A 25759-nucleotide genomic window follows, 5' to 3' on the forward strand; every position below is an offset into this window, starting at 1 on the left:
TCCGTTTTTACTAGTGCTAAGTCAGGCAAATTACCCTTGTATGTTATCGTGAAAAGTGAATGCCATTCGGACGGGGATAAAGGTGAAAGGAAGTGAATAGGCAATAGTGAATAGTGAATTCACCATTCCTCCACTCACTTCTCACGTTTGATGCAGCAGTAACACTTTAATTAACCTAACTTTAAGGTATCACTAAAACCAGGCAAATGAAATGTCTCTTTGTTTTTGGCACTATATTCCTGGTTTTATATTTTGCCTCCTGTGCTAACAATGCAAATACCAACATGCAACAGCAGCAACAAATTACAGAAGAGCTTACTCAAATTACAAAGCTACTCCGCGACAGCAGCTTCGCCTTAGACATGGCAAAAAACCAGGAAGCTGCTTATTACAGGGCAGAGGGCCAACCGGCGCAGGAATTTTTACCTGCCAATGAGGAACCCGGCACCATAGAAAGAAGTGTAAAGGATGAAAAGATCGCAACCAGCATAGCGGCCTTTTATGCACTGGAATGTGCTATTGGTGAATTAATGGAGCAGGAAGGAGGAACGCCGTTGGAGTGGCTGAATAAAATAAAAACGAACCAACTGGATTCTTCCGGAGTGTTACTGGTGAACCGTTTTGCCAATGCTACCTGGAAAGCGGGCCAGCCCTTTCGCGGACTGGAGCGTATTACCCGCGAGGTTTTTATATCACCGGTGTTTTTACCGGAGGCTGAAGTAAAGAAAGATTATGATCAGATATCCGCTGCGGCAGATAAACTGATAGAAGCCATGTGGGGTGTGAAGGATGCATCAAAAGAAAACCAGTTGCAAAAGCTGAAGGCGTTGCTGCAGGACAAATCATTTGCACTGGAGATGGCACAACATATGGAAGCCGCTTATTATACGGCGCAGCAACAGGACGTGCCTGTTTTTGTAAAACCCGGTGAAGATACTGCCACGGTCAGCAAAAACGCGAAAGAAGAAAAGATCGCTACCAATATAGCCGGTTTCTATGCGCTGGAATGCGGACTGAGCTACCTGGCAACGGCACAGCAAAAATTGCCTTCGGTAGTGCTGCAGTCTATAGTAAACGATAGCCTTAATGCAAAATACAAAAAATTGTTTGCACGTTTTGCCAATGCTACCTGGAAAGCGGGCCAGCCCTTCAGGGGGTTAGACAGGATCACCAGGGAAGTGTTTATTCCTTTTGACCTTCTCTCTAAGGAAGAACAGGAAAAAGACTGGGTGCAGGTAAAAGCGGCTGCGGAAAAATTGCTGCAATCGCTTTCTTTGTAACTTTATAACCATAAGCTCCGTTCCCCGGGGTAGTCAAAAATGCTTCGTCTGATTCAACTCCTTTCCATTTTATAGCCCACTCCACTGATGTATATTCCGCTCCAATGTAAATGGCTACTTCGCCTTTATGTGGGTGGAACCAATGATAACCGCTTTTTTGCCATCATAAGTTGTGGCTAAAAGCGGATGCTTTATTTCTTGTTCATCTTTTCTCATTGCTTTTATTTCTTCATAAATTATAATAGTGTAATCAATTGCATTCTTTTCTATCTTTATAGGGCCTACAACGGCAAGAAGGTGAGCAACCTTACGAGGAAAGGCATATCAGTCTATCCAAGGTGAAAGCCTGGTTAAGAAGGCGACTTTAATAAGCCTGATTTTATGTTTATTACATTACAATTTCCGTTGTTTGATTACCGCTTTTTTAAAGCGGATCCCAACAAAACGGAAAGACCCAAATGGCCCGAACCCGGCAGCAATGACCGGGTGCGCTATTTTGGAGAAATTTTAGGCCGAAATAAAAAATACCTCGGCCCGTGGGATGATGAAAAAAAATATTGCAATGCAGGCAGTGTATTGAATTTTTGCGGATTAAAGGACGAGCACTTTTTTAAATCTCTATACAGCGATCCATACCGCGCCAGGATTCTTTTTCGCAGGTTTCAGTCGGACGGCAGATGCATGGCCAAATTTGAAGTGGGTTTCAATGATCAACTGTGCAATAGGGTAGCTGCACAGGCGGCCGGCCAGGAAGTTTCTCCCTTTAATCTTTTTAAACATATCGAACGATATCTGCTCTGTCCTGTAAAAATAAAAATTGGCAGCCGGTTATCAGCATATCTTCCTTTAATTGAAGCGGGAGAAAAATTACGGGATGCCTATTACTGGACTACAACCAAAGGAAAAAAATCTTTCGATGCCAGAGATATACGGCACCAGGCAGAACCCTGTGAACCCGTGCTTTTAATACAGCTTCATGCCGGTGAAATAAATCCGGATCAACTGTTTGCGCAAAAGGTAGATATGCCCTTTCTCAGCAAAGAAGGCATTGAGCTGTACTGCACGCATATTCCTTATACTATCGGGCGAAGAAAGTATCAGCTAAAAACATGGATGATCATTACGGCAGGCGATGAGGCCAACCCTTTATATTCCGGACAATTTCGTGCATACAATCAAACGGTTCGTTACCTGCGGATCAACCTGCTGCGCATACATGTGGAAACATGCATGCAGAAGAAACTCATAGAAACTTTTGGCACTACGGATGAAGCCTATCAAATAAAGGATCCCGCGGTAAGAGACAGACTTTATTTTTACCTGCACAAGATTTTACTCAATTTAACCAATATTCAACGCAATGACCAGCCTCAGACTGCGCTGGTGGAAGCCGCATTCCGGCTGGATGAGTATTATTATGGCTCTATGCGCATCGAAGACCAGGTGAAAGTACTGGATGAATATAAAACCTGGCTGAAAGCATTGGAGCTTAATCCCAAAAATCAACAGGTGCTTGGATATATACAGAAGAATACCGAAGACCTCCGGGATCAGCAAAAGCAGAAACCCGAAAATTGTGTTGTTTTTATTTCCTATAACCATGCAGATGAAGCAACCGCCGCCTTGCTGAAAGATAAGCTGGAACAGGAGCGCATAACGGTTATCCTTGATTCGGCTTCCATGCAGGCTGGTACGGCTATAAAGGATTTTATCAGTAAAAGTATACTCATGTCACATGCTATACTTTCAGTGGTTTCCGTAAACAGCCTTACATCGGGTTGGGTAGGAGTAGAAACGATAAACGCTATGTTTATAAAAGACTTTTTTCCTGACAAGAAATTTATTGCCTGTTGCCTTGATGTCAATTTTATGGAGGACGATTTTACGGAAAAAGCCAATAAGAAAATTGATCAGCGGATTACAGCAATAAAGGAACTCGCCAGGTCACGGTCAGATAACGCATTGCGTTCAACCGATATAGATGACGAATGGAGGCGCCTGGAAAGCCTTCGTTTGAAATTGCCGGATATAATAACACATCTGAAGAATGATCTGGGTATTGACATAATGGCAAAAAACATCAATGCTAATTTTCCTAAAATCCTGGAAGCGATAAGAAATTAGAACAGTTATAAGGCAGTAGAACCAGTTGCAGCATTTTAAGACAGCTATTGCATTTCCTTTATATTTTGCTTACTTTTCTATTGGCCATACCGGTAACATTATTCCGTACCCCTGATTTAATGTTCGATGAATGTACCGATGTATGTATTACAGTTTACACAGGATGGTTAATGCTCAAAAATCTATTCCCATGCGTTTCACGTCACTCTTTCAACTGGAAGAAAATTTACTTCAAACCGGAAATAACGGTGAATATGCTTTTAATAAAATCTCAATTCCTGTTAAAGGAGAAGATATTGTTTTAAACGGTATGCTTACTACGGCTAAAAACCGTTCAAAATATTATTATGCAGTGGAGCATCCCAAACAAAGGATCGTTGTGCATTTTACGGCAGGGCAGCTTCGTTCCGACCTGTCGGCGCTTACCAGGGATAATTATCATGTTTCTGTAGCTTTTGTAATTGGCAGAAATGGTATGATCTACCAGTTGTTTTCTTCAAAATACTGGTCGGGCCATATTGGCAAAGGTATCGGCAATGAAGGAACGGGTAATGCGCAGGACAAATGCACAATAGGGATAGAATTATCGAACTATGGTTATTTAACTCAACGCAATGGCAATCTCGAAACTTATTATTCCAGGCAAAGAGATGCGCAGGGCCGGGAAGGTCCGGCTGATGTATATTGTTCATTGGATGAACTGGCGGCCTATCAAAAAATTGAAACAGCTTTCCGCGGGCAATCCTATTATGCTTCGTTTGCCGGCGAACAAATGGAAAGCCTGGTGATACTGCTACGCTATCTTACTGCACAATATAATATTCCACGGGCTTTCATGCCAGAACCTAAACGGTACCAGGCTACGGAAGAGGTGCTTTCATTTAAAGGCATCGTGTCACATATTAACTACCGTCCAACCGGTAAATGGGATATTGGTCCCGCATTCGACTGGAACACCCTCATCGCTGATGTTCAGGCGCCCGTATTTGAACCCCGGTTTGCAAAACCGGAACCAGAACCGAAAAGCATACTTGAAAACGCAGATATGGAACTGAATTCAGAGGAACAGTTAGACGCATTTTTGCCTGAGCCAATGGATGCCGCCCGTGAAGATGAGCCCTATGAGGAAATACCTCACTTTGAAACGAATAAATAAAACGTAGTTATTCCGATTGAGCTTTGCCGTAATGCTATAATGCCGGATTTTTCTTTTAGATTAAACAGGAGTGAAAGTTAAAATTGCAAAAATGTCTTTAGATGTAAATACTACCGCTTCACGTATTAAGGAAAGATTAGACAGGATGGATAAAAAAAGCGCCGCAGCATTGTGCGAAGAACTGATCCTATCCTTGTACGGGTCGGACGATGCATTTCCATCAGCCGAAGGCGAAAAGATATTGCAGTACCTGCGCAATAAAAGAATGTTTACACAAATGCAGCGGGTAGCAGATGCGCTCATTCAAACGGGCAGGGATACATTTACTATACAGCGACAATATGCGCAGTCGCTGATTGACCAGGGAAATTATACGGCTGCCCTGGCTGTGTTAAACCAGTTGATCGCTGAAACAGGCAAAGCGGATAATAAAAATGCAAAAGCCGCAAAAGAAAATATGGAATCAAGGGGCTTGCTTGGGCGGGTATATAAACAGTTATATGTTAATGCAAACAATAATAGTGTACGTAAGGCAGATTTTATCCGGCGGGCCATTGATGCTTATAAGGCGGTGTATAATGCTGCTCCCGGAACCGCTTTATGGCATGGCATTAACGTAGTAGCGCTTGTGCAGCGGGCAAAATCAGACGGTATAGAAGACCCCGCGTGGCCCAATGATCAGGAACTTGCCCAATCTATACTTACGCTAATTCAGCAAAGGTATGATGACCGGGAAGCCACGATATGGCAATTTGCCACGGCCTGCGAAGCATGCGTTGCGCTGCAAAAGCCGAAGGAAGCTATGCATTGGTTAAGCGGCTACCTGCGCATGCCCAACGTGGATGCTTTTGAAGTGGCAAGTATGCTAAGACAAATGAAAGAGATCTGGCGGTTAAACATGCATTCGGAAATGGGTCAAATGATCCTTCCCCTGCTACAGGCTGAACTGCTGAAGCGGGAAGGAGGTAGCTTTACAATAGATACAGGCATGTTGCAGGAGCAGGCCGAAATGGAAACGCATATTACCACTGCGTATGCAGGTATTAAGGGAAAGTCCTCATCCAATAAACAGATACCAAAATTAGAAAAGATCTTTGGAGAAGATTCCTTTAACACTTACAGGTGGTATATGACGGGCGCCAGCCGTTGTATGGCTATTGCCAGGATAGGCAGGGATGCTACCAAAGGATTTGGCACCGGCTTTTTGGTAAAAGGCACCGATTTGCATGAAAGCCTGGGAGAGGAGTTGTTGTTGATAACCAATGCGCATGTAGTAAGCAATGATGCCGCGGAAAAAGCGCTCCATCCCGATGAGGCCATAGTAACTTTTGAAGTGTTAGACAAAGGCGCTGCCGAACTTCGGATCTCAGAATTAATATGGTCATCGCCCAGCAGTTTATTAGATGCTTCCGTATTGCGTTTTGATAAGGAAAGCCTTGCTATAGTGAAAGCATTAACGAAGGATATTAGCTTTTATCCGTTGGCTAAAAGGTTGCCTGCTATTCAAACTGATGCGCCGGTGGAGGAACGGATTTATATTATTGGCCACCCGGCAGGCGGCACGCTGCAGTTATCTTTCCAGGATAATTTGTTACTGGATTATGAAGATCCCCGCATTCATTACCGTACGCCCACAACGGGTGGTAGCTCGGGCAGCCCGGTGTTTAATCAGCAGTGGGAGCTGATAGGATTGCATCATGCCGGAAGCGAAGAAATGCCCAGGCTGCATGGCAAACCCGGAACATACCAGGCCAATGAAGGCATGTGGATACAGGCTATTAAAAATGCGATCACATTATAGAACACAGATCATGCGAATACCGGAATCAGTGTTTTCGCCACAATCCGTGTTCTATATTCTTGCCATTTTAAAAAACATTTTCTTTCAGATCCACTTCTTTGATCTTCGCCTTTATGATAGCGTAAGTAATTTTTGAGAACGGGTTGTTGCCACTATCCTGTAAAGCATCTATTTCACTCATGCCATCGGGCGCCAGAATACCAAATCCGGAATAGTAAACAGGGTTGGCGCTGAGGATGGTGTCATAATCCGTTTTACGGGCCATTACCCATAATCCCGGGTTCAGGCAGCTTACTTTAACGGTTGACAAGTCGCCGCCCAATTCTTCCTTTCCCGCCTGGGTAAAACTTAATTTTACTGCCTGGCTTTGAAAAAGTATCTCAGGTTCTTTATCAAAAAGATTATCCAGCATGCCTGCAATGGAATTAACAGCTACTTCTGTAATGCCGCCGAATCCTATTAAAGACATAAGGTTTTTTGCGGAGTCGGATTTTGCAAAGGAAAATATCTTCTGCCACCATTTCGGCTCATCGTGCTTAACTACGTTTAATGAAATTTGTCCTACGCCACCCGGTAATGAAATGGGTTTATTTCCTAAAGCGGTTTCCGTGCTTTGTTTAAAATCCTTAGGTTCTGCTCTTTTTCTTTTCACTTCATTATATAGGTCCAGCCCGCCGTTAATGCAATAAAAGAGTTTTTCCAGTCCTGTAATTTTGTGTTCCTGTCCTACCTTTAATTGTAAAGTAGCTTTTGTTTTAGGATCAATGTTTTCATTGGAGCCGATTTTAAAGCCCTCAAAGTCGAGCAGCATATTAATGTCGGGTTTTTCCGTTCCCTTTAGTTTGGGCACTACTTCGGTAGTATTGAGCACCCTTTTATCACCGTCTGACAATTGCAAAAGAATGAACTGGTTAGATGCTTCATCAGCGCTTTCCAAAAATGATTTAGGCTGATTTCCTTCCTGCAGGTTTTGTTCCCAGGCTGCCTGGTTAAAAAGAGACCCGCTTTTTGATTGAAAAATGGGCATAGATAAAAGTTTACAGTGTAAAAAATAGAGCGGTATTTATTCTGAGGCGCTGTATCTTTCTGTGGCGGCTTTATTATTTTTAGGGTGGATGCTTTCGCAGATGCCGGATAAAAGGATTTCAGTCAGTATAGTAATATTGGAGTGTATATTTTCGCAGAGCAGGAATGTGAATTAACAGGAGCAATATGACATAGTGAATATAATAAAAATTAAATTACCATAGAAGTATATTTAACAGGTGGATAGTACGACAGATTGCCAGTGCAGTTCTTTGTCGGACTTGCTGGTTACTGGCTTTTACTTCCTTTTGATTATCCTACTATCTTTCCATCTTTCATATGCAAAACCCGGTCGCTCATTTTTGCCAGTTCCTCATTATGCGTTACAATTAGAAATGTTTGCCGGTAACTATCGCGCAACTGAACAAACAAGCGGTGTAATTCCCTTGCATTCTTAGAATCAAGGTTACCTGTTGGCTCATCGGCAAATACAATGTCGGGCTCATTTATAAGAGCCCGGGCCACGGCAACGCGCTGTTGTTCGCCCCCCGAAAGTGCGGAGGGTTTATGCTCCATACGGTCTTTTAGACCCAGTGTCTCCAATAATGCTTTCGCCCTGGTCTCTGTTTCTTTCTTCTTTTTATCCGAAAGCCATCCCGGTATACATACATTTTCGAAAGCGCTGAATTCGGGCAGGAGATGGTGAAACTGGAACACAAAGCCCATGTGCCGGTTCCGGAAACCTGCCAATTTTTTGCCATTAAGCAAATCCAGCCGCTGGTCCTGCAAGCTGATCTCTCCACTGTCTGCCTGATCAAGAGTACCGATAATGTGTAATAAAGTACTTTTTCCGGCACCGGAGGAGCCGGCAATACTCACAATTTCGCCACGTTGTATATTAAGGCTTACCCCTTTAAGCACCTGAAGGTTGCCATATGATTTTATTATATTTTTTACAGATAACATGTATAATGGCTTATTTAAAACTGAAAATTAGTCATTACCCACACACTTAACAAAAGCAACCGCAATAATTACCCCCTGTAATCGTTCAATTTTGCCCATTCGGATAAGTGAATTTGGAAATTACGTGCTAAACTTTACTTTTGCGGAAAAATTGGCCGTAAAACCTTCTTTTAAAAAGAGGGCAACGGCCATGAAAAGCAAAATCTGATCATCGTTTAAAAAAATAATAAATGTTCTGGACACTTGAACTTGCATCCTATCTTGAAGACGCTCCGTGGCCCGCTACCAAAGATGAATTGATTGATTATACCATCCGTAGTGGCGCACCTATAGAAGTAATTGAAAATCTGCAGGAGCTGGAAGATGAAGGTGAGATATATGAAGGTATTGATGATATATGGCCGGATTATCCTTCGCAGGAAGATTTCTTTTTTAATGAAGATGAATATTAAGGCAAGCGAATTGCCCGTCATATGCGATATGTAAGGAGCACAGTTGCCTGCATTTGTATAATACTTAACCGTTCTTAACAAGAGCGGTTTTTTTATGCCGGTACCGAATTGCGGTTGCTCATATCTTGCAGGAATGGTGAAGACTTTTCATTTTCCGGTCAATCTCCGGGCCCGCATTAGCTGATACTAAAAGAGTTATGAACGGACTCTTAAAAGCGTTACAAAAAATGTGAATAAAAAAGAACAGGCATAGGTTTATTTAGTAAATTTACTAACCCTAAATTCCTTAACGATGAGTTTTGTAAACAACCCTGAAGTGTTTCAAGCGCACTCTCCAAAAATTGCTTATACTCGACCATATTCCCCCTCCTGTTCTTTTCATGAATATAAAGATCAAATCATCGCCTATTTTTCCGATAGATCTTCTAATGGAGCATACCAGTGGGATACAGAAAAGCTTAAAAATCGTTTTGAAGCTGCCTGTACGCAAGTCGAAAGACTTATTCTATTGCAGAAAGAAGATTAAGTACGGCCGAAATATATCCCTATAACCTGCACAGTTCCGGGCTATTTTTGTCTGTACTCTATTTTTTCCTCCGATTTCCCGGTCGTGATATTATTATCTGCTTCAACAGCCGGGCAAGCGCTTCCTGAATCGGATTTATGCGTAAATTGAAGCCATTGAATATATTATTTTTACATTTAATATTCTTATATGAAATGGCCGGTAGAAAAGCGGACGATTGTTATGGTGTTATTAGCCATTCTGGTGCTGGCATTGATTAATAATTTTGTAAGCAGGCAGCAATATAATGACCTTACAAAAAATATATCTTCCATTTATAAAGACAGGCTTATACCTGCCAGTTATATTTTTCAGATGAACGGGCTTCTTTACCAAAAGCAGCTATTGCTGCAAGCCATGCCGGCAGAAGCTGCATCAGCACAGTTGAATCAGCACAATGCTGAGATATCGCGTATTATAGAAGCATATGAAGCTACTTACCTTACCAAAGAAGAGAAGCAGCAATGGGAAAGCTTCAGGCAACACCTCAAGGATTATAACGAAGCTGAAGGCTTATACAGTTCATCCGTTGAATATACACATAAGAATAACCTGCAATTAAGTTTTGATAAGGCACTTCAATCTTTAAAGCAATTAAATGAAACTCAAACCAGTGAAGGCATGCGACTCCAAAACGAGTCAAAGTCCATCATTAACAGCACAATAATCCAGGCTTATCTCGAAGTCTCTTTTCTTTTTATTCTTGGTATTATAGGATTAATGCTGCTAACCGCTTCAGAAAAAGTGGTTTATCCGGTTTCGCACAGGTATCTTCATAATTAGGGCTTGCCCAATAACTTAAAAACATGCAAATAGGGTGTAGTTGTATCTTTTGGGAATAAACAACGGAACAAATGCAAGGAAAAACGACAGAGCACTGCTGGTATCCCGGTATAATAAGTCTTTCAAATCAGCCGAAAGTTGCCCACCCCTTAATGGTGGTATTATGCTGGGAGCAGTCATAATCAAAAATATGCTCAAGCTTTCCGATCGCGATACCGTACAACAGATACAGGAAAATGTGTTCATGCAATATTTTCTGGATTATTCGAACCATCATTTTGATAAGCAAAGCCCTGAAAAAAATAATAGTGGCACCCATGAATATTTCTTGCAGATTCCTCCATGGTTCAAACAATAAAAGTTATTCTAATATCCTTTTCCACTTTACCGTTTCTGCAAATTCTTTTATGATATGGTTTCTGTGCGTAAGCAATTTTTTCAAATAGTTGGATAGTATAAGTTTGTCGGCCAATTTGCCAGCGAATCCAAAAGGAGATTGAAATTTAAAGATGTCCCGCATTACAATTTTGTCGTATTGCTTTTCAAAATAATGATCGTGAACAATAAATTTGAAAGGCCCTTTTAGTTGTTCATCTCTAAAATGAAATGGCCTGTGAAAAGCTGTTATTTTTGAGGTCAGTTTTTGTTTGATTCCAAAATGTGTAGCTTGCCAGGTTACAAATTCGTCAATATTTATCAATCCGCCTGTTTTTCCATCAATTGCTTTTTCGTTCGTTTTTGCAGTGGAAATCTGGTGCAGGTCAATACTTCTTGACAAATCAAAGCAAATTTCAATCTCAGATTTAATATGTGTTTCTAATTCAATTACTGGCATTTTGCTTGTCTTTCTGATGAAGCTCGTTTAGGGTTTGGTTTTTTTTGGCGCTTGGTTCGTGAAAGGGCAGGGCTTTAGGTGCTGGGCGTTACAGTGATTAGCCCTTAAATATACTTTACCTTATCCGGATTTTTTAAAACATTGCGAAAGCGTATCAACAGGTCATGAACAGGTATATTTTTATTGGCTATTGTATTTATCGGAAAATGATTTTATAGCATAAAAAGAGGTATCAGGCGCTTCAATGGTTAAATTGTGTGCTGTAAGTATATTCATTGCTATAAATGATTTTGCGGCAGACCTGTTTTCCTGAATTGGGTTTATTGCTTCAGCCTTTTCTCAAAACATACACTGTTTTCAATGCCTTCATACTGTCCGTAATTTGGAATAATACTGTATCCATTCTTTTGGTACAGCGCAATGGCTTCCGGTTGTTTTTTTCCTGTTTCCAATATGCACTTTTCGCAGCGCAATTCGGTTGCCCATATTTCTAATTCACGCAATACTTTACTGGCAATGCCTTTTCCCCTGCTGTCTGGCGAGGTATACATTCGTTTTACTTCCATGATATTTAGGCTATATGCTTTTAACGCACCGCAGGCAACTGGTTTATCGTTTTCATACGCAATAACTACATACTTGATTTTGTCAATGGTATTGAACTGCGCGTAAAATGAATGATCCGTCCCGTCCCTTTCGGTTAAATCCGCATCAAGATGTTTTACGAGTTCAATAAAGTCCCTATGGTTTGAATCGGTTCTTATTATCATCAATGAGCCTTAATTCATAAAAGTCTTTTCGCCTGTCTTTCAAATTTCTTACGCTGCCATAGCTGTGCAGTTCATCTAATAGCGAAAGATCAACTCCCGCTATCAGTATCATTTCTGTATTGGCTGTGGCTTCACTGATAATGCAGTTGGAAGGAAAGGTGAAATCGCTTGGCGTAAATACCGCTGCCTGCGAATATTGAATATCCATGTTCTCCACTTTGGGCAGATTGCCCACACTACCGGTAATGGCTACGTAACACTCATTTTCTATGGCGCGTGCCTGCGAACAAAGCCGCACACGCATATAAGCATTTTGCGTATCGGTAAGGAACGGAACAAATAATATCTGCATTCCTTCTTCGCTCAATAACCTGGGCAACTCCGGAAATTCTACATCATAACATATCAGTATGCCAATTTTGCCGGCATCGGTATCAAATACTTTCACACTATTGCCACCCTTTATTCCCCAGTGTTTGGCTTCATCGGGTGTGATGTGTATTTTTTCGTACTGGTCAACAGCGCCATTGCGGTGACATAAAAAGCCAATATTTTTCAGAGACTCTCCTTCTATGCTGGGCAGGCTGCCGGTAATGATATTTACATTATAACGGATGGCCAGTTCCTGGAAACGTACTTTGATCTCCGGTGTATATTGGGCCAGTGATCGCATGGCTTCTGCTTCCGGCATTTCGTTGAAACCCGCCAGCAGCGGGCCGTTGAATAATTCCGGGAACAGGGCGAAATCACTTTTGTATGCAGAAACAGAGTCAACAAAATATTCTGCCTGGCGAAACAACTCATCTAAATTATTGTAGGGCCGCATTTGCCATTGTATTAATCCCAGCCGCACAAATGTTTTTACATTGAACAGGTGTTTGGGATCGGGAACATAATATACATTGAACCATTGCAGCAGGGTAGCAAATTCTTTGCTTTGCTCATCTTCCGGCAAATAGTTGTGCAGCACTTTTACTACATGAAAATCATTAGCAAGCTGAAAGCTCAGTACCGGGTCATATATTTCTTTGCTTTTTACTTTCACTATGTATTCCTTAGGACTTAATTGATCCGCGTATTCATGATACATTGGCAATCGTCCGCCAAATACGATCGCTCTCAGATTCAGGTTCTCGCAAAGATCTTTGCGGGCATCATATAATCTTCTGCCCAGCCGCAGTCCGCGGTAATCGGGGTGAATGAATACCTCTATGCCATACAATACATCTCCTTTAGGGTCGTGTGTATTGAATGTGTAATTGCCGGTGATTTGTTTATAGGTATGATTGTCTCCAAATCTTTTGTAATCTACAATGATGGATAATCCACAGCCTACCACAACGCCATCCGCTTTGATCACAATTTGTCCTTCAGGGAATTTTTCGATGAGTCTTTCAATAGCGCCCGGACTCCAGTAGCCGCCCTGCCAGCCACCATACGAAGCTTTCATTGCTTCCAGCAGTTGCCTGTAGTCTTCAAAACGCAGCCCCCCTATTTCTATTTGCTCTATATTCATTTTTTATACTTTTCTTAGGTAGAACTTCTGTAATATAAATTATTCCTTTTGTTTTAATATTCGCTCGTATAAAATTACTTCGTTTCGTAAAGGTTGCCTAAAGAAAGCATAAGATATAATAGGCGCGATTTTTATTTTTCGGTTTGGTTTTCATTCCAGTAATAGCTGTCGGGGCGTATTCTTTTGCCAAATACAGCCGTGCCTACCCTTACCATTGTGGCGCCTTCGGAAATGGCCGTTTCCAGGTCGCCGCTCATTCCCATCGAAAGCTCGTCCATAGCAACATTGGCCAGGTTTAAGCCGGTAATTTGCTTTTGAATGTTTTTGAGCGATTGAAAACACTTCCTGACCTTTTCGGTTTCCGCGCTAAAAATACCAATCGTCATTAATCCTTTAATCCGGATGGCGTCCATTGCGGCTATTGCTTTAACCAGTTCAACAGCGTTTTCGGGCGCTACGCCAAACTTACTTTCTTCAGCGGAGGTATTAACCTGTATCAAAACAGCCATGCTCCTGCCTTCGTATTGGAGGCGCTGGTTGAGTTTTTGAGCCAGTTCCAGCCGGTCAACAGATTGGATGCAATCTGCATATTTAAGTACTTCTTTTATTTTGTTGGTTTGCAGATGCCCGATAAAATGGGTTTCGTGTGGGGTATCTTTTAGTGCTTCAAATTTTTCTTTCAGCTCCTGCACTTTGTTTTCGCCAATCAGGGTTTCGCCTTGTTTCAAAGCGATTTTAATATTTTCGGCAGATACGGTTTTGGTAGCAAGTAACAGCTTTACCGAACCTTCATCTCTGCCGCATTGATCGCAGGCGGATTTAATGCGCTGTTTAATGATCGCAAGGTTTTCAATAATCATGCTCATATTAATACAAAGGTGCCGATTAATTGAATGCTGCTTTGCTTTTATCCGCATCTGTATTTATCCGTAGCCGGAGACTGAACTTCCTTGCAATCTTAAAGGATCAGCCCCATTTCCTTCATCCAGTGCACACATCTGCCAAACCATTCATCAAAGGAGGGAGTGGTTAAAAAACCGTGTTCACCCTTTGCATAAATGTGTATTCCCACCGGCACGCCACTGCGCTGTAATGCATTATAAAAAGAAAGACTGTTGGCTACCGGAACTACTGAATCGGCATTGGAATGTACTAAAAAAGAGGGTGGCGTAGTTTTGTCAACCTGCAATTCATTTGAATAGAGGCGGATTTGTTTTTCCGTGGGAGCATCTCCCAGTAAGTTGTTTCGTGATCCTGTATGTCCTATGCTATCTGTAAAACTAATTACCGGGTTAATCAGAAGCATGAAGTCCGGACGAAGACTCACGCCTTTTGTATTTTCAATTAAGGCTCCACGGTAATGCGTACCTGCTGAGGCAGCCAGGTGTCCTCCTGCTGAAAAGCCCATGATGCCGATCTTTTGCGGATCAATATTCCATTCAACGGCTTTTTGCCGAACCAGTTGAATGGCCCTTTGTGCATCCTGCAATGGTCCGATGGATCTGTCTTTCATGGTTTTACCGGAAGGCAGCCTGTATTTCAAAACAAAAGCGGTTACGCCCAGTTTGTTGAAAGTTCTGGCTACATCTGTTCCTTCTCGTTTTGTAAGCAACACATGGTAGCCGCCTCCGGGGCAAATGATAACTGCAGTGCCGTTTGCTTTATCTTTTGGTGGAAGAAAAACAGTAAGCGTTGGAATGGATACGTTGAATGTGAGTGAATCTACCAGTTCATTCGCTTTTCTGTTTTCTTCATTTGGGGCGCCTGTTGAATTGGGAATCTTTCCGGCGTACAAAGGAATTTCCTGTTGTGCAAAACAACAGTTCCCTGTTAGTATAAAAAGTAAAGCAAGACGGTATATCATATTGGCACTGAATAAATTTTATTTGAGAATAGCATTTTTATATCAATCTGCAACTTCCCAATGTCCACCCTTTGCAGGACCAACACGGGTGAGTTTTTTAGACTGGACTAATTTCTTTATATTTTCCGCTACATTTGTTGGAGCTATGCCTACAAGCTTCGATAGTTCTGTGTTGGTTATCTTCTGATTGTCTTTTATAGCATTAATAATTCTTTGTTGGTTTGGAGAAAGTTTTTCACTCACGTTTACGATGTTCGTTCCTGTTTTTTTGCCGGGTATAAGATAAAGACACATGCAAACCATTGGGAATTTTTGTTTTAAACTAATATTCCCTGCAACCTGTAGCCCGTCAGCATCTCAAAATTCACTATTCACTATTCACCTTTCCCCTACAGCAAATCCCACTTCTTCCTTGGCTTTCTGGAAAGCAGGCCATTGGCTTCCCTGTCGCCAACAAACTTTTCTTTGTCTGCATTCCACTGAAGCGGTCTTCCGAGCCGGTAAGAAATTAATCCCAGGTGCATGGGCAATGTCATTTCGCGGGCATAAGCGAGGTTCGATTCGGGCTGCGATCTTGATTTCACCGCATCCACAAAATTTTGCTGGTGACCGGGTGACCGCGGTATACTTTTCGGTATTTCGGGAATGTCGGTAACGGTTTCGCCGTTGATGGTAATTTCCATTGAGCCATAATCGCAGATCAGTGTTCCTTTATCTCCTTCAAAGAAAGCACCAATGCCTCGCTTAGCCGCTCCCGGTACATCGGGTGGCTCGGTTGTCCAGTGTATTTTTAATCCATCAAATTCATAATCTACATTTATCCATTTGGGTGCGTCTGCTATGCCGGTTGGCGCTTCTCCTTTGGAGCTGATGCTTTTCAATCCTTTGGGCTGTATGGACCAGAATACGATATCCGCAATATGGCACCAGAAATCTGCAAACACGCCGCCGGAATAATCTAAAAAATAACGATAGGTGAAATGACATTTCGCAGGAATATAATCCACATAGGGAGCGGGTCCGAGCCACATATCCCAATTGAGCGTGGACGGTACAGGTTCGGGTGATGGTGAGCCCAGATCGGGAGGCGCACCGGTTTTCCACAAACGAACCGTATGTACTTTTCCTATAGCGCCCGATCGGATGATCTCTACCACGCGGTGAAAATTATCTCCGGCATGGATCTGGTTGCCGAGCTGAAATATCCTGTTGTATTTTGTTGCGTTTTTGAGCATCGTATTTCCTTCCTTTACATCATACGAAAGCGGCTTTTCGCCATACACATCTTTGCCCGCCTGGAATGCCAGGGAAGCAATGGTGGCATGCCAATGATCCGGCGTTGCACAGGTAATGGCATCAATATCTTTCCTGTCGAGAATATGCCGGAAGTCGCCATAGGTTTGTGCCTTTGTTCCGGGCTGAAGTTCCTGCAGGGTTTTCAGTGTACTGCCTAAGTGTAATTCATCCACATCGCAAAGCGCAACAATGTCCACTTCGGGAATATTGGCAAACCATTTCATATGATTGTTGCCCATGCCACCCAGGCCAATATGCGCGATACGCAACTTGTCGCTGGGCGCAGCTTTACTGTACAACGAAGGCAAAATGGCGAAGCCCGCGGCGCCTATTCCCACTGTTTTAATGAATTTTCTGCGGCTGAAATTGTGGCTCATACAAGTATTTTAGAAATAAGGAAAGATGAAAATTTCTTTAAACTTAAGAAAGAAATAGTTATCATCATTTTTTATCCGTGATAAATCTGCTATAACCCTGGCTAAGGTTACCGAATGGTGCTTGTTCATTTTAAAAGTTGAGCATTTAAAAGATGTATTTCTTTTTTGCTTGCCCAAAAAAGAAACAAAAAAAGGCACACGAAAACGATTACTGCCCGTTTTCGTGCTTGTTCCCTGAGGCAGCTTTTGTACTGCTGTGACCTCACCGACAGGAAGTCTATTGCAGGCATCTGGTTCAATCAGTTTGTTCAAATCGGTTCATTACCGGGACAAGGCTTATAGCAACAATTGTTCAGACAAAGTCGCTTTGCATAAAAGTTTTCACGGTTTAAACGACTAATTCTATAAGTTTTTCCAATCTATTTCACCACTTTTATCACCCCTTTCATGGTTTGCCAGTGGCCCGGAAAAGAACAAATGAAAGGATAATCTCCGGGTTTATCGGGCACTGTAAAATCCAGCCTGAAATTTTTACCGCTGTTCACCAATGGCGTTGCAAAAAGCACTTCGGGTATTTTGGGTACAAAGCTTTTTTCATAACCATCTTTCTGCGCTGCCATGGCTTCTGCTGCCTTACCTACTTTTTCGGAACTGCCCGGTTTTATAATTACAACATTATGCGGCATCCCGTCTGCATTTTCAAAAATCAACGCAACCTCGGCCCCTGCGGTAACAGTGATGGACGTTTTATCAAAGGCCATCCTGGCAGGTACCGCAGTTAAACGGATCACTGTTTTTCCGGGAATGGAAATTGTTGCGGGTTTTGTTTCTTCAACAGGCGCTTGAATGGTTTTTCTGAAATTATTTACGGCTATTACATCTTTTAATTCGTTGTAGTCTTTTTCTGTGAGGGCTTTGTAACCATATTTTGGCCATGCAGGATCATCGGTGATAAAGCCGGGAACCTGTAATTCCTTTTTGTTGGAAAGTGAGCCTAAGAGGTAACTGGCTTTTGCGGGTTCGTTGGCCAAAAAGTTCTTATCTTTTTTAAACATAGCCATCCACACAGGCTCTAAATGCCTGAAAGACTCTTTTAAGGCATAGTCAATATAATAGTCAACCGGCATTGTTGTTGTTGCCAGCAAAGCGTTTAATGCATCTTCCGTATTATAATGACTTAATGATATAATGGCCTGCAATCTTACTTTAGCCGAACTGTCCTGCGATAAGTTAATCAATTTGTTTTCTGCATCTTTTATATCAGTTCTCCAGTAAAATAAAACTCTTGCAGCGGCAGTTCTTATATACTGATCTTTGCTTTTCAATAATTCATTCAGCAATTTTTCATTAGGACGATTGAATTGCTGGTATACCCATAGCGCTTCCAATTTGTTTTGTTCGTACTCCTTATCATTATGATCAAGACCAGCAATCCATTTCTCTAAAGCGGGAATAACCGTTTCGGCAGGCAGTTGCCTGAGCTGTGTCCTGGTTGTGTATCTGTGCCTGTCTTCGTACACTTTAAGTTGATCAAGTAATTGTTCTAAGGAAAGTTTCGTAAGATCTACCGGTGTTAATAATTTTTTATGCTTATACGTCAGCCGCCATATTCTTCCATGTGTATGATCCCTTAGCGGTTCACGCAAAGCTCTTTCACCATGATTAATGATTGGATTGTACCAGTCTACTATATACAATGCACCATCAGGGCCAAACCGCAGATCAACCGGGCGGAAATTCGGATCTGTGGATTGCAGTAACGGTTCTGTTTCATGGGCGATGATACCACTGCCATCTTCGTGTATACGGTGCTGTTTGATGCCCTGAAAGCCAATGAAAGTGTTGAACAGCACATTGCCCTGTACTTCATCCGGGAACTGCCTGCTTGAAATGATTTCAGTACCACAGGTTTTGGGTTTGGCAGCGGATGTTAAAAAATCCTTCATGCCTGTGTGTTTTACAGGATAAGTGCTGGCAACAGAAAGTGGCGGAGCGAAATAGTTCATCCCTGTAGAAACATCACTTATAATTTGCGTTCCGTTCCGCAAAAAAACATGCCCCCAGGGATTGGCATAGGGATAGGAAACATATGGTTCTAATTTTTGGGTAAGTGGATCAAAACGCCATGTAATGCCATAGTCTCCCCGTTGTGGACCATAAGGCGTTTCCACCTGCGAATGCAGGAAAGTGCCGGTATGCCAGTACAATCCGCCATCGGGGCCCCAGGTATACGTATCTATGGAATGATGCACGTCTTCTGTTCCAAATCCATGCAGAATAATTTCTTTCTCATCTGCTTTTCCATCACCATCTGTATCCTTCATAAACAAAATATTCGGTGGCTGCGATACATAAATTCCTCCTTTGCCCAGTTCCATGCTGGTTGGCATGTATAAGCTGTCAGCAAAAATGGTTTCTTTATCAGCCGTCCCATCGCCATTGGTATCTTCCAGGATAACAATTTTATCATTGGGTTGAGCGCCCGGCAGATATTGAGGGTAGGAAGCCATATCTGCAACCCATAGCCTGCCTTGCGGATCGAATGTTATTTTTACCGGGTTGCTGATAGAAAAGTCAATTTCGGAGGCAAAAAGATTGATCTCATATCCTTCAGGCAAAATAAACTGGTCGGTGGATGGCTTTTTAAGAGCCGCTTTATCTATGGGGGTATACTGAATGGTATCATTTAATATTTTACCAGCGCTCACATAGTTATTTGCGTCATCGGCTTTGCTTTGCGCCCATACAATACTATCAAGGCGCGTAACCATATTGTTTAATTTAGCCAGTTCACCGGGGTAGGAGATAGGCCCGCCAGGTGGCTGAACCCAGGGTTCTTTGCGCCTGCCTACAATGTATTCGCTGTTCACGGCCCTGTATAAATAAAAGAACTGCTGGTTTTTTTGATCAATTATTTTTTTGAGCGTGATGGTATGACTGTCGGCCGCCCATGTAGCAGCAGGTAGCGCCAGTGATCTGGCTATTATTTCACTCACCGCTTTATACCCTTTATCATTGAGGTGAATGCCGTTAATGGTTACAGAGTCAGTGCCTGACTGTAATTCTTTTGTGGGCTCAAAAAGGTTGATGAGAGGGATGTTTAAGCTTTTAGCCACCTCCTGCATGCCATTGGTATACAATTGTAAATTTTGATTGTGGTCTGCACCATCGGGTAAAAGCCCGCCCAGGTTTTCATGAGCAATAGGTGAAACAAGAATGATTTCAGGGGGTGTTTTTTCATTGTATTTTTGCTGCTGCAGGTGCTGCAGAAAACCGGAAAGCTGTTGCTTGAAACTTTCAAGACTATCCGGTCCATTGAAGGCTTCATTGAGTCCGTAACAGGCAAAGATGATATCAGCTTTTTGTTTTGCCAGGTACTCATCCTGTGAAGGGAAATTTAACGGGCGGGATTGCATATTGATTTCGTCAGCGCTCCATCCCAGGTTCCTTACGGTAAGATTCCGATCGGGAAAGCTTTTATACAATAAGGGTTCAAAATAATTGTAGTTCTGCAATCTTTCTGCAAAAGTATTTCCTATAAAAACAATGTGGCTGTTTTGGCCGGGATCCAGTTGATGAACCACGCTCACTTTTGTGGAACAGGAAGACAAAAGGAAAAAAAAGAAAAGCCATACAGGAGAATAACGATGAAGGGAAAGCTTTTTTATCATGATAACACTGTATTTAATTTGAAAGATTTTGCATAGGGCATTGGCATATTAATAAAAAGAAAAGGAAATGGACACCTCACAATAATAAAAAATGAATATACGGTTTGTGTGGAATTCCATCTCCTTTTCCCATTAGCCTCTGTTCATTGTTTTACCAATCCTTGTTTTGTTCCAGGTTAGGATTTTTTTCCAACTCCCTTTGTGGAATCGGCATAAAGTACATTTTTTCCTGGAATACACAGGGCACTCCGTCAACAGGTTTTACTTCATATGTATATGAGCCGTTATCGTGTTTGGTTATATACATGGCTCCAAATTGTTTTCCGTTCAATACCGATACTGCAGTTTTCCACCTTCTCAGGTCCCAGTATCTTTTTTGCTCGAAGCCTAATTCAATATATCTTTCATGTCTTATTTTTTCACGCATTTGTTCTTTTGTAAGTCCTGCAGGCAATTGATACGGACTGAGCCCGGCTCTTTCACGAATTTTTTCCACAGCATCATATACCGTTTGATCCGGCGCAGCCAGGGTTTCATTTTTCGCTTCAGCATAATTAAGTAAAACTTCGGCAAACCTCAGCTCAATCCAGTTTTGATCGCTGCCACTGCCGCCATAATAGTCCTTGTTGGTTTCGTCGGTTCCTTTTCTCATTAAATAACCGGTTACTGTTTGATAAGGTATGTTAATACCATCTGCTCCACCAACGTAGGTATAAACGGGCAGTCCCTGGAATCCGAAAACGGACCCGTTGACGATCAATGTCGCATCAAAGCGGGGATCGCGGTCTGCATAAGGATCTGTGGGGTCGTAACCGGAAGTAGGATCATCAATGCTTTTACCATTCTTCATTTCAAAGGCATCAACAAATTCCTGTACAGGAGAGCGGCGTGAAGCATCCTGTCTTGATCTTGAATCGGGCATGGCCCATGAATCCCATCCATGTTCACGCAGCGTTTTCAGAAATTGCACACTGAAAATTTCCTCCTCATTGTTTTTATCCAGCATTATTCTCCTGAAGTTATCATGCAAACGGTATACGTTGCTTTCTATTACTTCTTTATTGATGGTTGCTGCGGTTTCCCAGCGGGCTGCTACATTATCGGGATTGTATAACGGGCTCGCCCAAAACAGCCATACTCTTCCCAGAAATGCCTTTGCAGAATGTTTATTAATCTTTCCTACATCAATAGAGCGATCTCCGTAGGTTTCCGGCAAAAGATCAATCGCTTCCTCCATTTCTTTAATGATAAACGCAAAGCTTTCATCGGTTGTAGCTCTTTTTACAAACAAATCATCGTCGAGATTCTGGGGCTCTGTTATTATAGGTACTCCCCCGTATCGCTTCACCATATCGAAATACAGTTTGGCGCGCAAAAACTTAACCTGCCCTGTCAGAGAAGATTTTTCCTCATCCTCCAGTACCGATTCATCTACTTTTGCAAGGAACATGTTTGTTCTTCTTACAGCTTCATAAGCCCAGTAGTCCATTGGATTGTTATCTGCAAACCATTGCCCCTGCACCACGTTTCGGGGTGCGCCACCCCAGAAATTCCTTGACTCATCGGTTATATTATCATAGAGGTCATGATCAAAAGAAGGAACATCAGCATATATATTGTTTACAAACAATTGAATCAGTGCCGGGTCATTAAATATTTTATCTTCCGGAATGGTGGTTTTTGATTCACGGTCGAGGAAGTCTTTGTTGCACGAGCTTGTTGTGCAGCATGCGGCAATCAATAATGCTATTATATTTAATTTTTTCATGAGTAGTAGGTTTAAAAGGTAAGATTAATACCCAGGTTTAAAGTGCGCTGCTGGGGATAGTATGCACCATCTGTATTTTCAATTTCCGGATCAAACATTTTCATCTTGTCAAACAGGAAGATGTTCGCCCCTGAAAAGTAAACACGGATAAGCTGAGCCCCTATTTTTTCGCTGGCAGATTTTGGGAACGTATAGCCGAAATCAATTGCTTTTAACCGGATATAGCTGGCATCCCTCAGGTATAAGCTGGATTCAAGAGAATTGTTTGGGTGTTGGTTTTCCCATGGCCTGGGGTATTTCGCATCGCGATTCTCCGGTGTCCAGTAATCGAGCAGGTCTGCAAAATTATTGTGAGAACCTCCGTTAAAGAATGTTTTGGATCTGCCGTTCAGCAATTTCTTCATTTTTGACGCTCCCTGAAATAGAATGGACAGGTCAAAACCTTTATATGATCCGCCAAATGATAAGCCGCCTAATATTTTTGGAATATTATTATCCATTGAAATAATGGTTCTGTCATTTGCATCAATTTTTTTATCACCATTGATATCAGCATATTTAACATCACCTGCTTTTTGTCCGCCATTAAATTGAGGCAAATAATTCTGCACCTCTTCGTCTGACTGGAAGAATCCCAAGGCTTGATATCCTACTAAAAATCCCAGCGGGCGGCCTGTTTGCAGCAGGTAGTCCGGGATATTTGCAGGTTCATCCAGTAATATTACTTTACTCTTTGCAAAGCTTGCATTGGCTCTTACAAAATAGTTCAGGGCGCCGATATTGTTCTGGTGGGACAATGATATCTCGATCCCCTGGTTATCAACTTTTGCATAGTTCTCCGCAGGCAATGCAGCGCCAATGGTACCCGGAATGGATCGGATCCTGCTGAGCAGAATATTGGATGTGCGTTTATAAAAATAATCTATCTCGAATTGAAGCAACCTGTTCCAGAAAGAACCGTCTAAACCTATATCCAGGATAGATGCACTTTCCCAGGTCACTACAGGGTTAGGTAGTATGCCCGGTCGTACACTGGTGTAAGCGTTGGATCCTGAAATAATGGTGGATGAAAGGTTATATACCTGTTGGTACTGAAATGTAGGAACTCTACCGGAATATACATTTCTATCGTTTCCTACTAATCCGTACGATGCCCTCAGCTTTAAATTGTCAAAGAAATCAAGGTTGCTGTTGTTCCTGAAAAAAGATTCTTCCGATATTTTCCAGCCTGCCGATACTGCCGGAAAGAATCCATATTTTTTGCTGGCGGGAAAGGCTACCGAACCATCACTCCTGAACGATCCTTCCAATAAATAACGATTTCTGAAAGCATAATCAACCCTTGCTACAAAACTGCGCCTTCCGTCATTAAATGAGCTTCCGTTGGCGTCTTTTTGAACCTGGCCGCCATATAACAATTCATCTAATCCAATAGCAGGAAAATTGGTTCTGAAACCGTAAAAGTTTTTTGATTTTGCATCAAACTGCTCGAAAAGGGCAATAGCCTTTACATCGTGTTCACCGAATGCCGCCTTGTAATTCAGGCTAGCATTTAAAGTAGTGGTATTGTAATCACTATAACTTTCTGTAAGTGCGGTTTTGCCATTCCATCCGCCAAATGGATATATTTCAAGGGTATTTCCATCGGCATCCTGCCTGTTCATAAAAATGGGAACCTGGTAAAATTTGGAAGTAAAGCCTTCCTTTCCAAAGGAAGCCCTGCCTGAAACGGACAAGCCGGTTATAAAAGGCAGCTCATGTTTTAAAGTAAGCGTAGCCTGTAAAACATCTGTTACGTTTCTTTGATATCCCGTTTTTATTTCTTCAACCGGATGCTGTTCACGGGTGTAAAAAATGGTTCCATCGGGATTATAGGTCCTGTCGAATGGATAGGCAGCCATAATATCACTGAATATGGCTTCGGGCGAATAGGAGCTGCCGTTACTGTTCCTGCGGCTCGCATCAAGGTCTACAGAAACCGTAAAGTTTTTATTGATGCTGGCATCCACATTCGAACGGATAGAATATCTTTTATAATTTAAATTATCATACAATCCGTTCTGGTTTAAATAGCCCGCAGCCATAAAGTATTTGACCATCTCTGTTCCCCCGGTAACACTTACATTTTGCTGGGTTTGAAAAGCGCTTTTATTAAGTGTTAAGTCGTACCAGTCAATTTCAGGCTTGGTGCCCTGCTGTATTTCCGTCATTTCCTGGTCCGTAAAAGCCGGCTGTAACCCCATGTTTTGCCTGGCTACGTTTTTGGTAGTGGCGTATTGAAGTCCGGTCATTAATTTGGGGTAGGCCGTAGGATTTTGAATTCCTGCAAAACCGTTATACGATATGGTAGGTTTTCCCGTGCGCCCTCTTTTTGTGGTTACCAGTATTACACCGTTCGCCGCCCTTGATCCATAAACAGCGGTTGCAGATGCATCCTTTAATATGGAAATGCTTTCAATTTCATTGGGATCAATCTGGTCGAAACTTCTCACGATCCCGTCAACAACGATCAAAGCGCTGTTATCTCCAAATGTGCTTACACCTCTTATTGTAATTTGAGATCCCGTTCCCGGCTTACCGTTGCCATTTACTGCTGTTATGCCCGGTAATCGTCCTGCAAGTGAGTTGGTAACATTTGTGGCAGACGATTTTACGAGGTCCTTACCATTAACGGAAGCTACAGATCCCGTAAGGTCTGTTTTCTTCTGGGTTCCGTATCCTACTACCACAATATCATCCAGTCCTGTTACTTCAGGCTCTAATATGATGCTTATGTTTGTTTGTGAGCCAACAGTTATTTTTTTTGATATAAATCCGATACTTGTAACCTCAAGTACAGCATTTTGCCCGTCAGGTATACTGAGCGTAAATCTTCCGTCAGCATCGGTTGTAGTGCCACCTGCTTGTCCGGTAATGCTTACAGATACGCCCTGCAACGGATTCCCGTCTTTGTCTGTAACTGCTCCTTTTATCTCCACAGGTGGAGCTAAAACTTTCTCAGGAATGGTTTCTCTTTGAGCAACTTCCTTCCGGGGTTCTATTACAATTGTTTTGCCAACAATGGAATAGCCGAGGTTTTGATTGCTCAATGACAACGATAATACTTCCTCTAATGGAGCGTTTTTTACTTCCAGCGTTACTCTGTTAGCATTTTCAAGAATTTTGTAGTTACAAAATACCGTGTAACCAGTTTGCTTTTTTATTGCTGAAAATACTTTTTTCAGCGAAACGTTTGTACCGGAAAAACTAACGTTTTGCGCATATCCCTCTGCATTTACCTGAATACAGGCCAGGAATAAAATAATTGCCGTCAATTTTACTTGCATAAGCAATCTTTTTGGATTAAGTGCCAACCTGCTTAAATGGGTTCGGCAAAAAGCTTCTAAATTCATAACTTTGTTTTAGTTTGGGTTATAGAATACCTGTTACCCCTTTCGGGGGAAATAATTAGCCTTATTTTGGGTTAGCCCAGACTTCATCCTTCCTTCCCGGAAGAATGCTGCCAGGAA

The 25759-nt window shown here is 42.1% G+C and carries 20 protein-coding genes; 8 read left to right on the top strand and 12 right to left on the bottom strand.

Going from position 1 to position 25759, the window contains the following annotated elements; all coding sequences use genetic code 11:
• Nucleotides 1–206 precede the first annotated feature (206 nt).
• The 4 genes from FRX45_RS12265 to FRX45_RS12280 all read left to right on the top strand — a co-directional run bounded on the left by FRX45_RS12265 (nt 207) and on the right by FRX45_RS12280 (nt 6361).
• Nucleotides 207–1280, top strand: coding sequence for a hypothetical protein (locus FRX45_RS12265; protein WP_152268720.1), 1074 nt, complete (start codon nt 207–209; stop codon nt 1278–1280).
• Between the two features lie 381 nt (nt 1281–1661).
• Nucleotides 1662–3404 carry a toll/interleukin-1 receptor domain-containing protein gene (locus tag FRX45_RS12270; protein ID WP_152268721.1) on the top strand — a complete coding sequence of 581 codons (1743 nt, stop codon included), beginning with the start codon at nt 1662–1664 and terminating at the stop codon, nt 3402–3404.
• Nucleotides 3405–3594: 190 nt separating this feature from the next.
• Nucleotides 3595–4560: an N-acetylmuramoyl-L-alanine amidase gene (locus FRX45_RS12275; RefSeq protein ID WP_193311679.1), complete on the top strand. Its 966-nt coding sequence runs from the start codon at nt 3595–3597 to the stop codon at nt 4558–4560.
• 91 nt (nt 4561–4651) lie between these two features.
• Nucleotides 4652–6361 (top strand): serine protease, encoded by a 1710-nt coding sequence (locus FRX45_RS12280; RefSeq protein WP_152268723.1) that lies wholly within the window; start codon nt 4652–4654, stop codon nt 6359–6361.
• Between the two features lie 67 nt (nt 6362–6428).
• Here FRX45_RS12280 and FRX45_RS12285 read toward each other — a convergent pair whose 3' ends face one another.
• Together FRX45_RS12285 and FRX45_RS12290 are read right to left on the bottom strand one after the other, a co-directional pair.
• Nucleotides 6429–7388, bottom strand: a complete 960-nt coding sequence (locus FRX45_RS12285; protein ID WP_152268724.1) for a hypothetical protein — start codon at nt 7386–7388, stop codon at nt 6429–6431.
• Nucleotides 7389–7699: 311 nt separating this feature from the next.
• Nucleotides 7700–8353 (bottom strand): ABC transporter ATP-binding protein, encoded by a 654-nt coding sequence (locus FRX45_RS12290; RefSeq protein ID WP_152268725.1) that lies wholly within the window; start codon nt 8351–8353, stop codon nt 7700–7702.
• A 230-nt stretch (nt 8354–8583) separates the two neighbouring features.
• Here FRX45_RS12290 and FRX45_RS12295 point away from each other — a divergent pair, with 230 nt between their 5' ends.
• The 4 genes from FRX45_RS12295 (at nt 8584) to FRX45_RS23565 (ending at nt 10511) form a co-directional block, all read left to right on the top strand.
• Nucleotides 8584–8805 (top strand): DUF2795 domain-containing protein, encoded by a 222-nt coding sequence (locus FRX45_RS12295; RefSeq protein ID WP_152268726.1) that lies wholly within the window; start codon nt 8584–8586, stop codon nt 8803–8805.
• A gap of 292 nt (nt 8806–9097) precedes the next feature.
• Nucleotides 9098–9331, top strand: a complete 234-nt coding sequence (locus FRX45_RS12300; protein WP_152268727.1) for a hypothetical protein — start codon at nt 9098–9100, stop codon at nt 9329–9331.
• A gap of 189 nt (nt 9332–9520) precedes the next feature.
• A complete protein-coding gene (locus tag FRX45_RS12305; protein WP_152268728.1) occupies nt 9521–10153 on the top strand; it encodes an MCP four helix bundle domain-containing protein in 633 nt (210 codons plus the stop codon).
• Between the two features lie 49 nt (nt 10154–10202).
• Nucleotides 10203–10511 carry a transposase gene (locus FRX45_RS23565; RefSeq protein ID WP_226805317.1) on the top strand — a complete coding sequence of 103 codons (309 nt, stop codon included), beginning with the start codon at nt 10203–10205 and terminating at the stop codon, nt 10509–10511.
• Between the two features lie 3 nt (nt 10512–10514).
• Here the strand turns inward: FRX45_RS23565 and FRX45_RS12315 are convergent, their stop codons facing one another.
• From FRX45_RS12315 to FRX45_RS12360, 10 genes are all read right to left on the bottom strand, one after another.
• Entirely contained in the window at nt 10515–10931 is a 417-nt protein-coding gene (locus FRX45_RS12315; RefSeq protein WP_226805319.1) for an SRPBCC family protein, read from the bottom strand.
• Between the two features lie 377 nt (nt 10932–11308).
• A complete protein-coding gene (locus FRX45_RS12320; RefSeq protein ID WP_193311691.1) occupies nt 11309–11758 on the bottom strand; it encodes a GNAT family N-acetyltransferase in 450 nt (149 codons plus the stop codon).
• A complete protein-coding gene (locus FRX45_RS12325; protein ID WP_152268732.1) occupies nt 11730–13274 on the bottom strand; it encodes a carbon-nitrogen hydrolase family protein in 1545 nt (514 codons plus the stop codon). Before FRX45_RS12325 ends, FRX45_RS12320 begins: the two co-directional genes overlap by 29 nt.
• Nucleotides 13275–13405: 131 nt before the next feature.
• Nucleotides 13406–14134, bottom strand: coding sequence for a YggS family pyridoxal phosphate-dependent enzyme (locus FRX45_RS12330; RefSeq protein WP_262884208.1), 729 nt, complete (start codon nt 14132–14134; stop codon nt 13406–13408).
• Nucleotides 14135–14232: 98 nt separating this feature from the next.
• Nucleotides 14233–15138 (bottom strand): alpha/beta hydrolase, encoded by a 906-nt coding sequence (locus tag FRX45_RS12335; protein WP_152268734.1) that lies wholly within the window; start codon nt 15136–15138, stop codon nt 14233–14235.
• A 42-nt stretch (nt 15139–15180) separates the two neighbouring features.
• The gene (locus FRX45_RS12340) at nt 15181–15432 is read right to left on the bottom strand and encodes a winged helix-turn-helix domain-containing protein (protein WP_193311680.1); all 252 of its coding nucleotides are present in this window, start codon (nt 15430–15432) and stop codon (nt 15181–15183) included.
• Between the two features lie 95 nt (nt 15433–15527).
• Entirely contained in the window at nt 15528–16811 is a 1284-nt protein-coding gene (locus FRX45_RS12345) for a Gfo/Idh/MocA family protein (RefSeq protein WP_152268736.1), read from the bottom strand.
• Nucleotides 16812–17230: 419 nt separating this feature from the next.
• On the bottom strand, nt 17231–20482 hold the full coding sequence (locus tag FRX45_RS12350) for a PVC-type heme-binding CxxCH protein (protein ID WP_152268737.1): 3252 nt from the start codon (nt 20480–20482) through the stop codon (nt 17231–17233).
• 151 nt (nt 20483–20633) lie between these two features.
• Entirely contained in the window at nt 20634–22250 is a 1617-nt protein-coding gene (locus FRX45_RS12355; protein WP_152268738.1) for a RagB/SusD family nutrient uptake outer membrane protein, read from the bottom strand.
• A gap of 11 nt (nt 22251–22261) precedes the next feature.
• Nucleotides 22262–25576 (bottom strand): TonB-dependent receptor, encoded by a 3315-nt coding sequence (locus FRX45_RS12360; RefSeq protein WP_193311681.1) that lies wholly within the window; start codon nt 25574–25576, stop codon nt 22262–22264.
• Nucleotides 25577–25759 lie beyond the last annotated feature (183 nt).

Origin of the sequence: Agriterribacter humi (assembly GCF_009192765.1) — a bacterium.
GTDB lineage: Bacteria > Bacteroidota > Bacteroidia > Chitinophagales > Chitinophagaceae > Agriterribacter > Agriterribacter humi.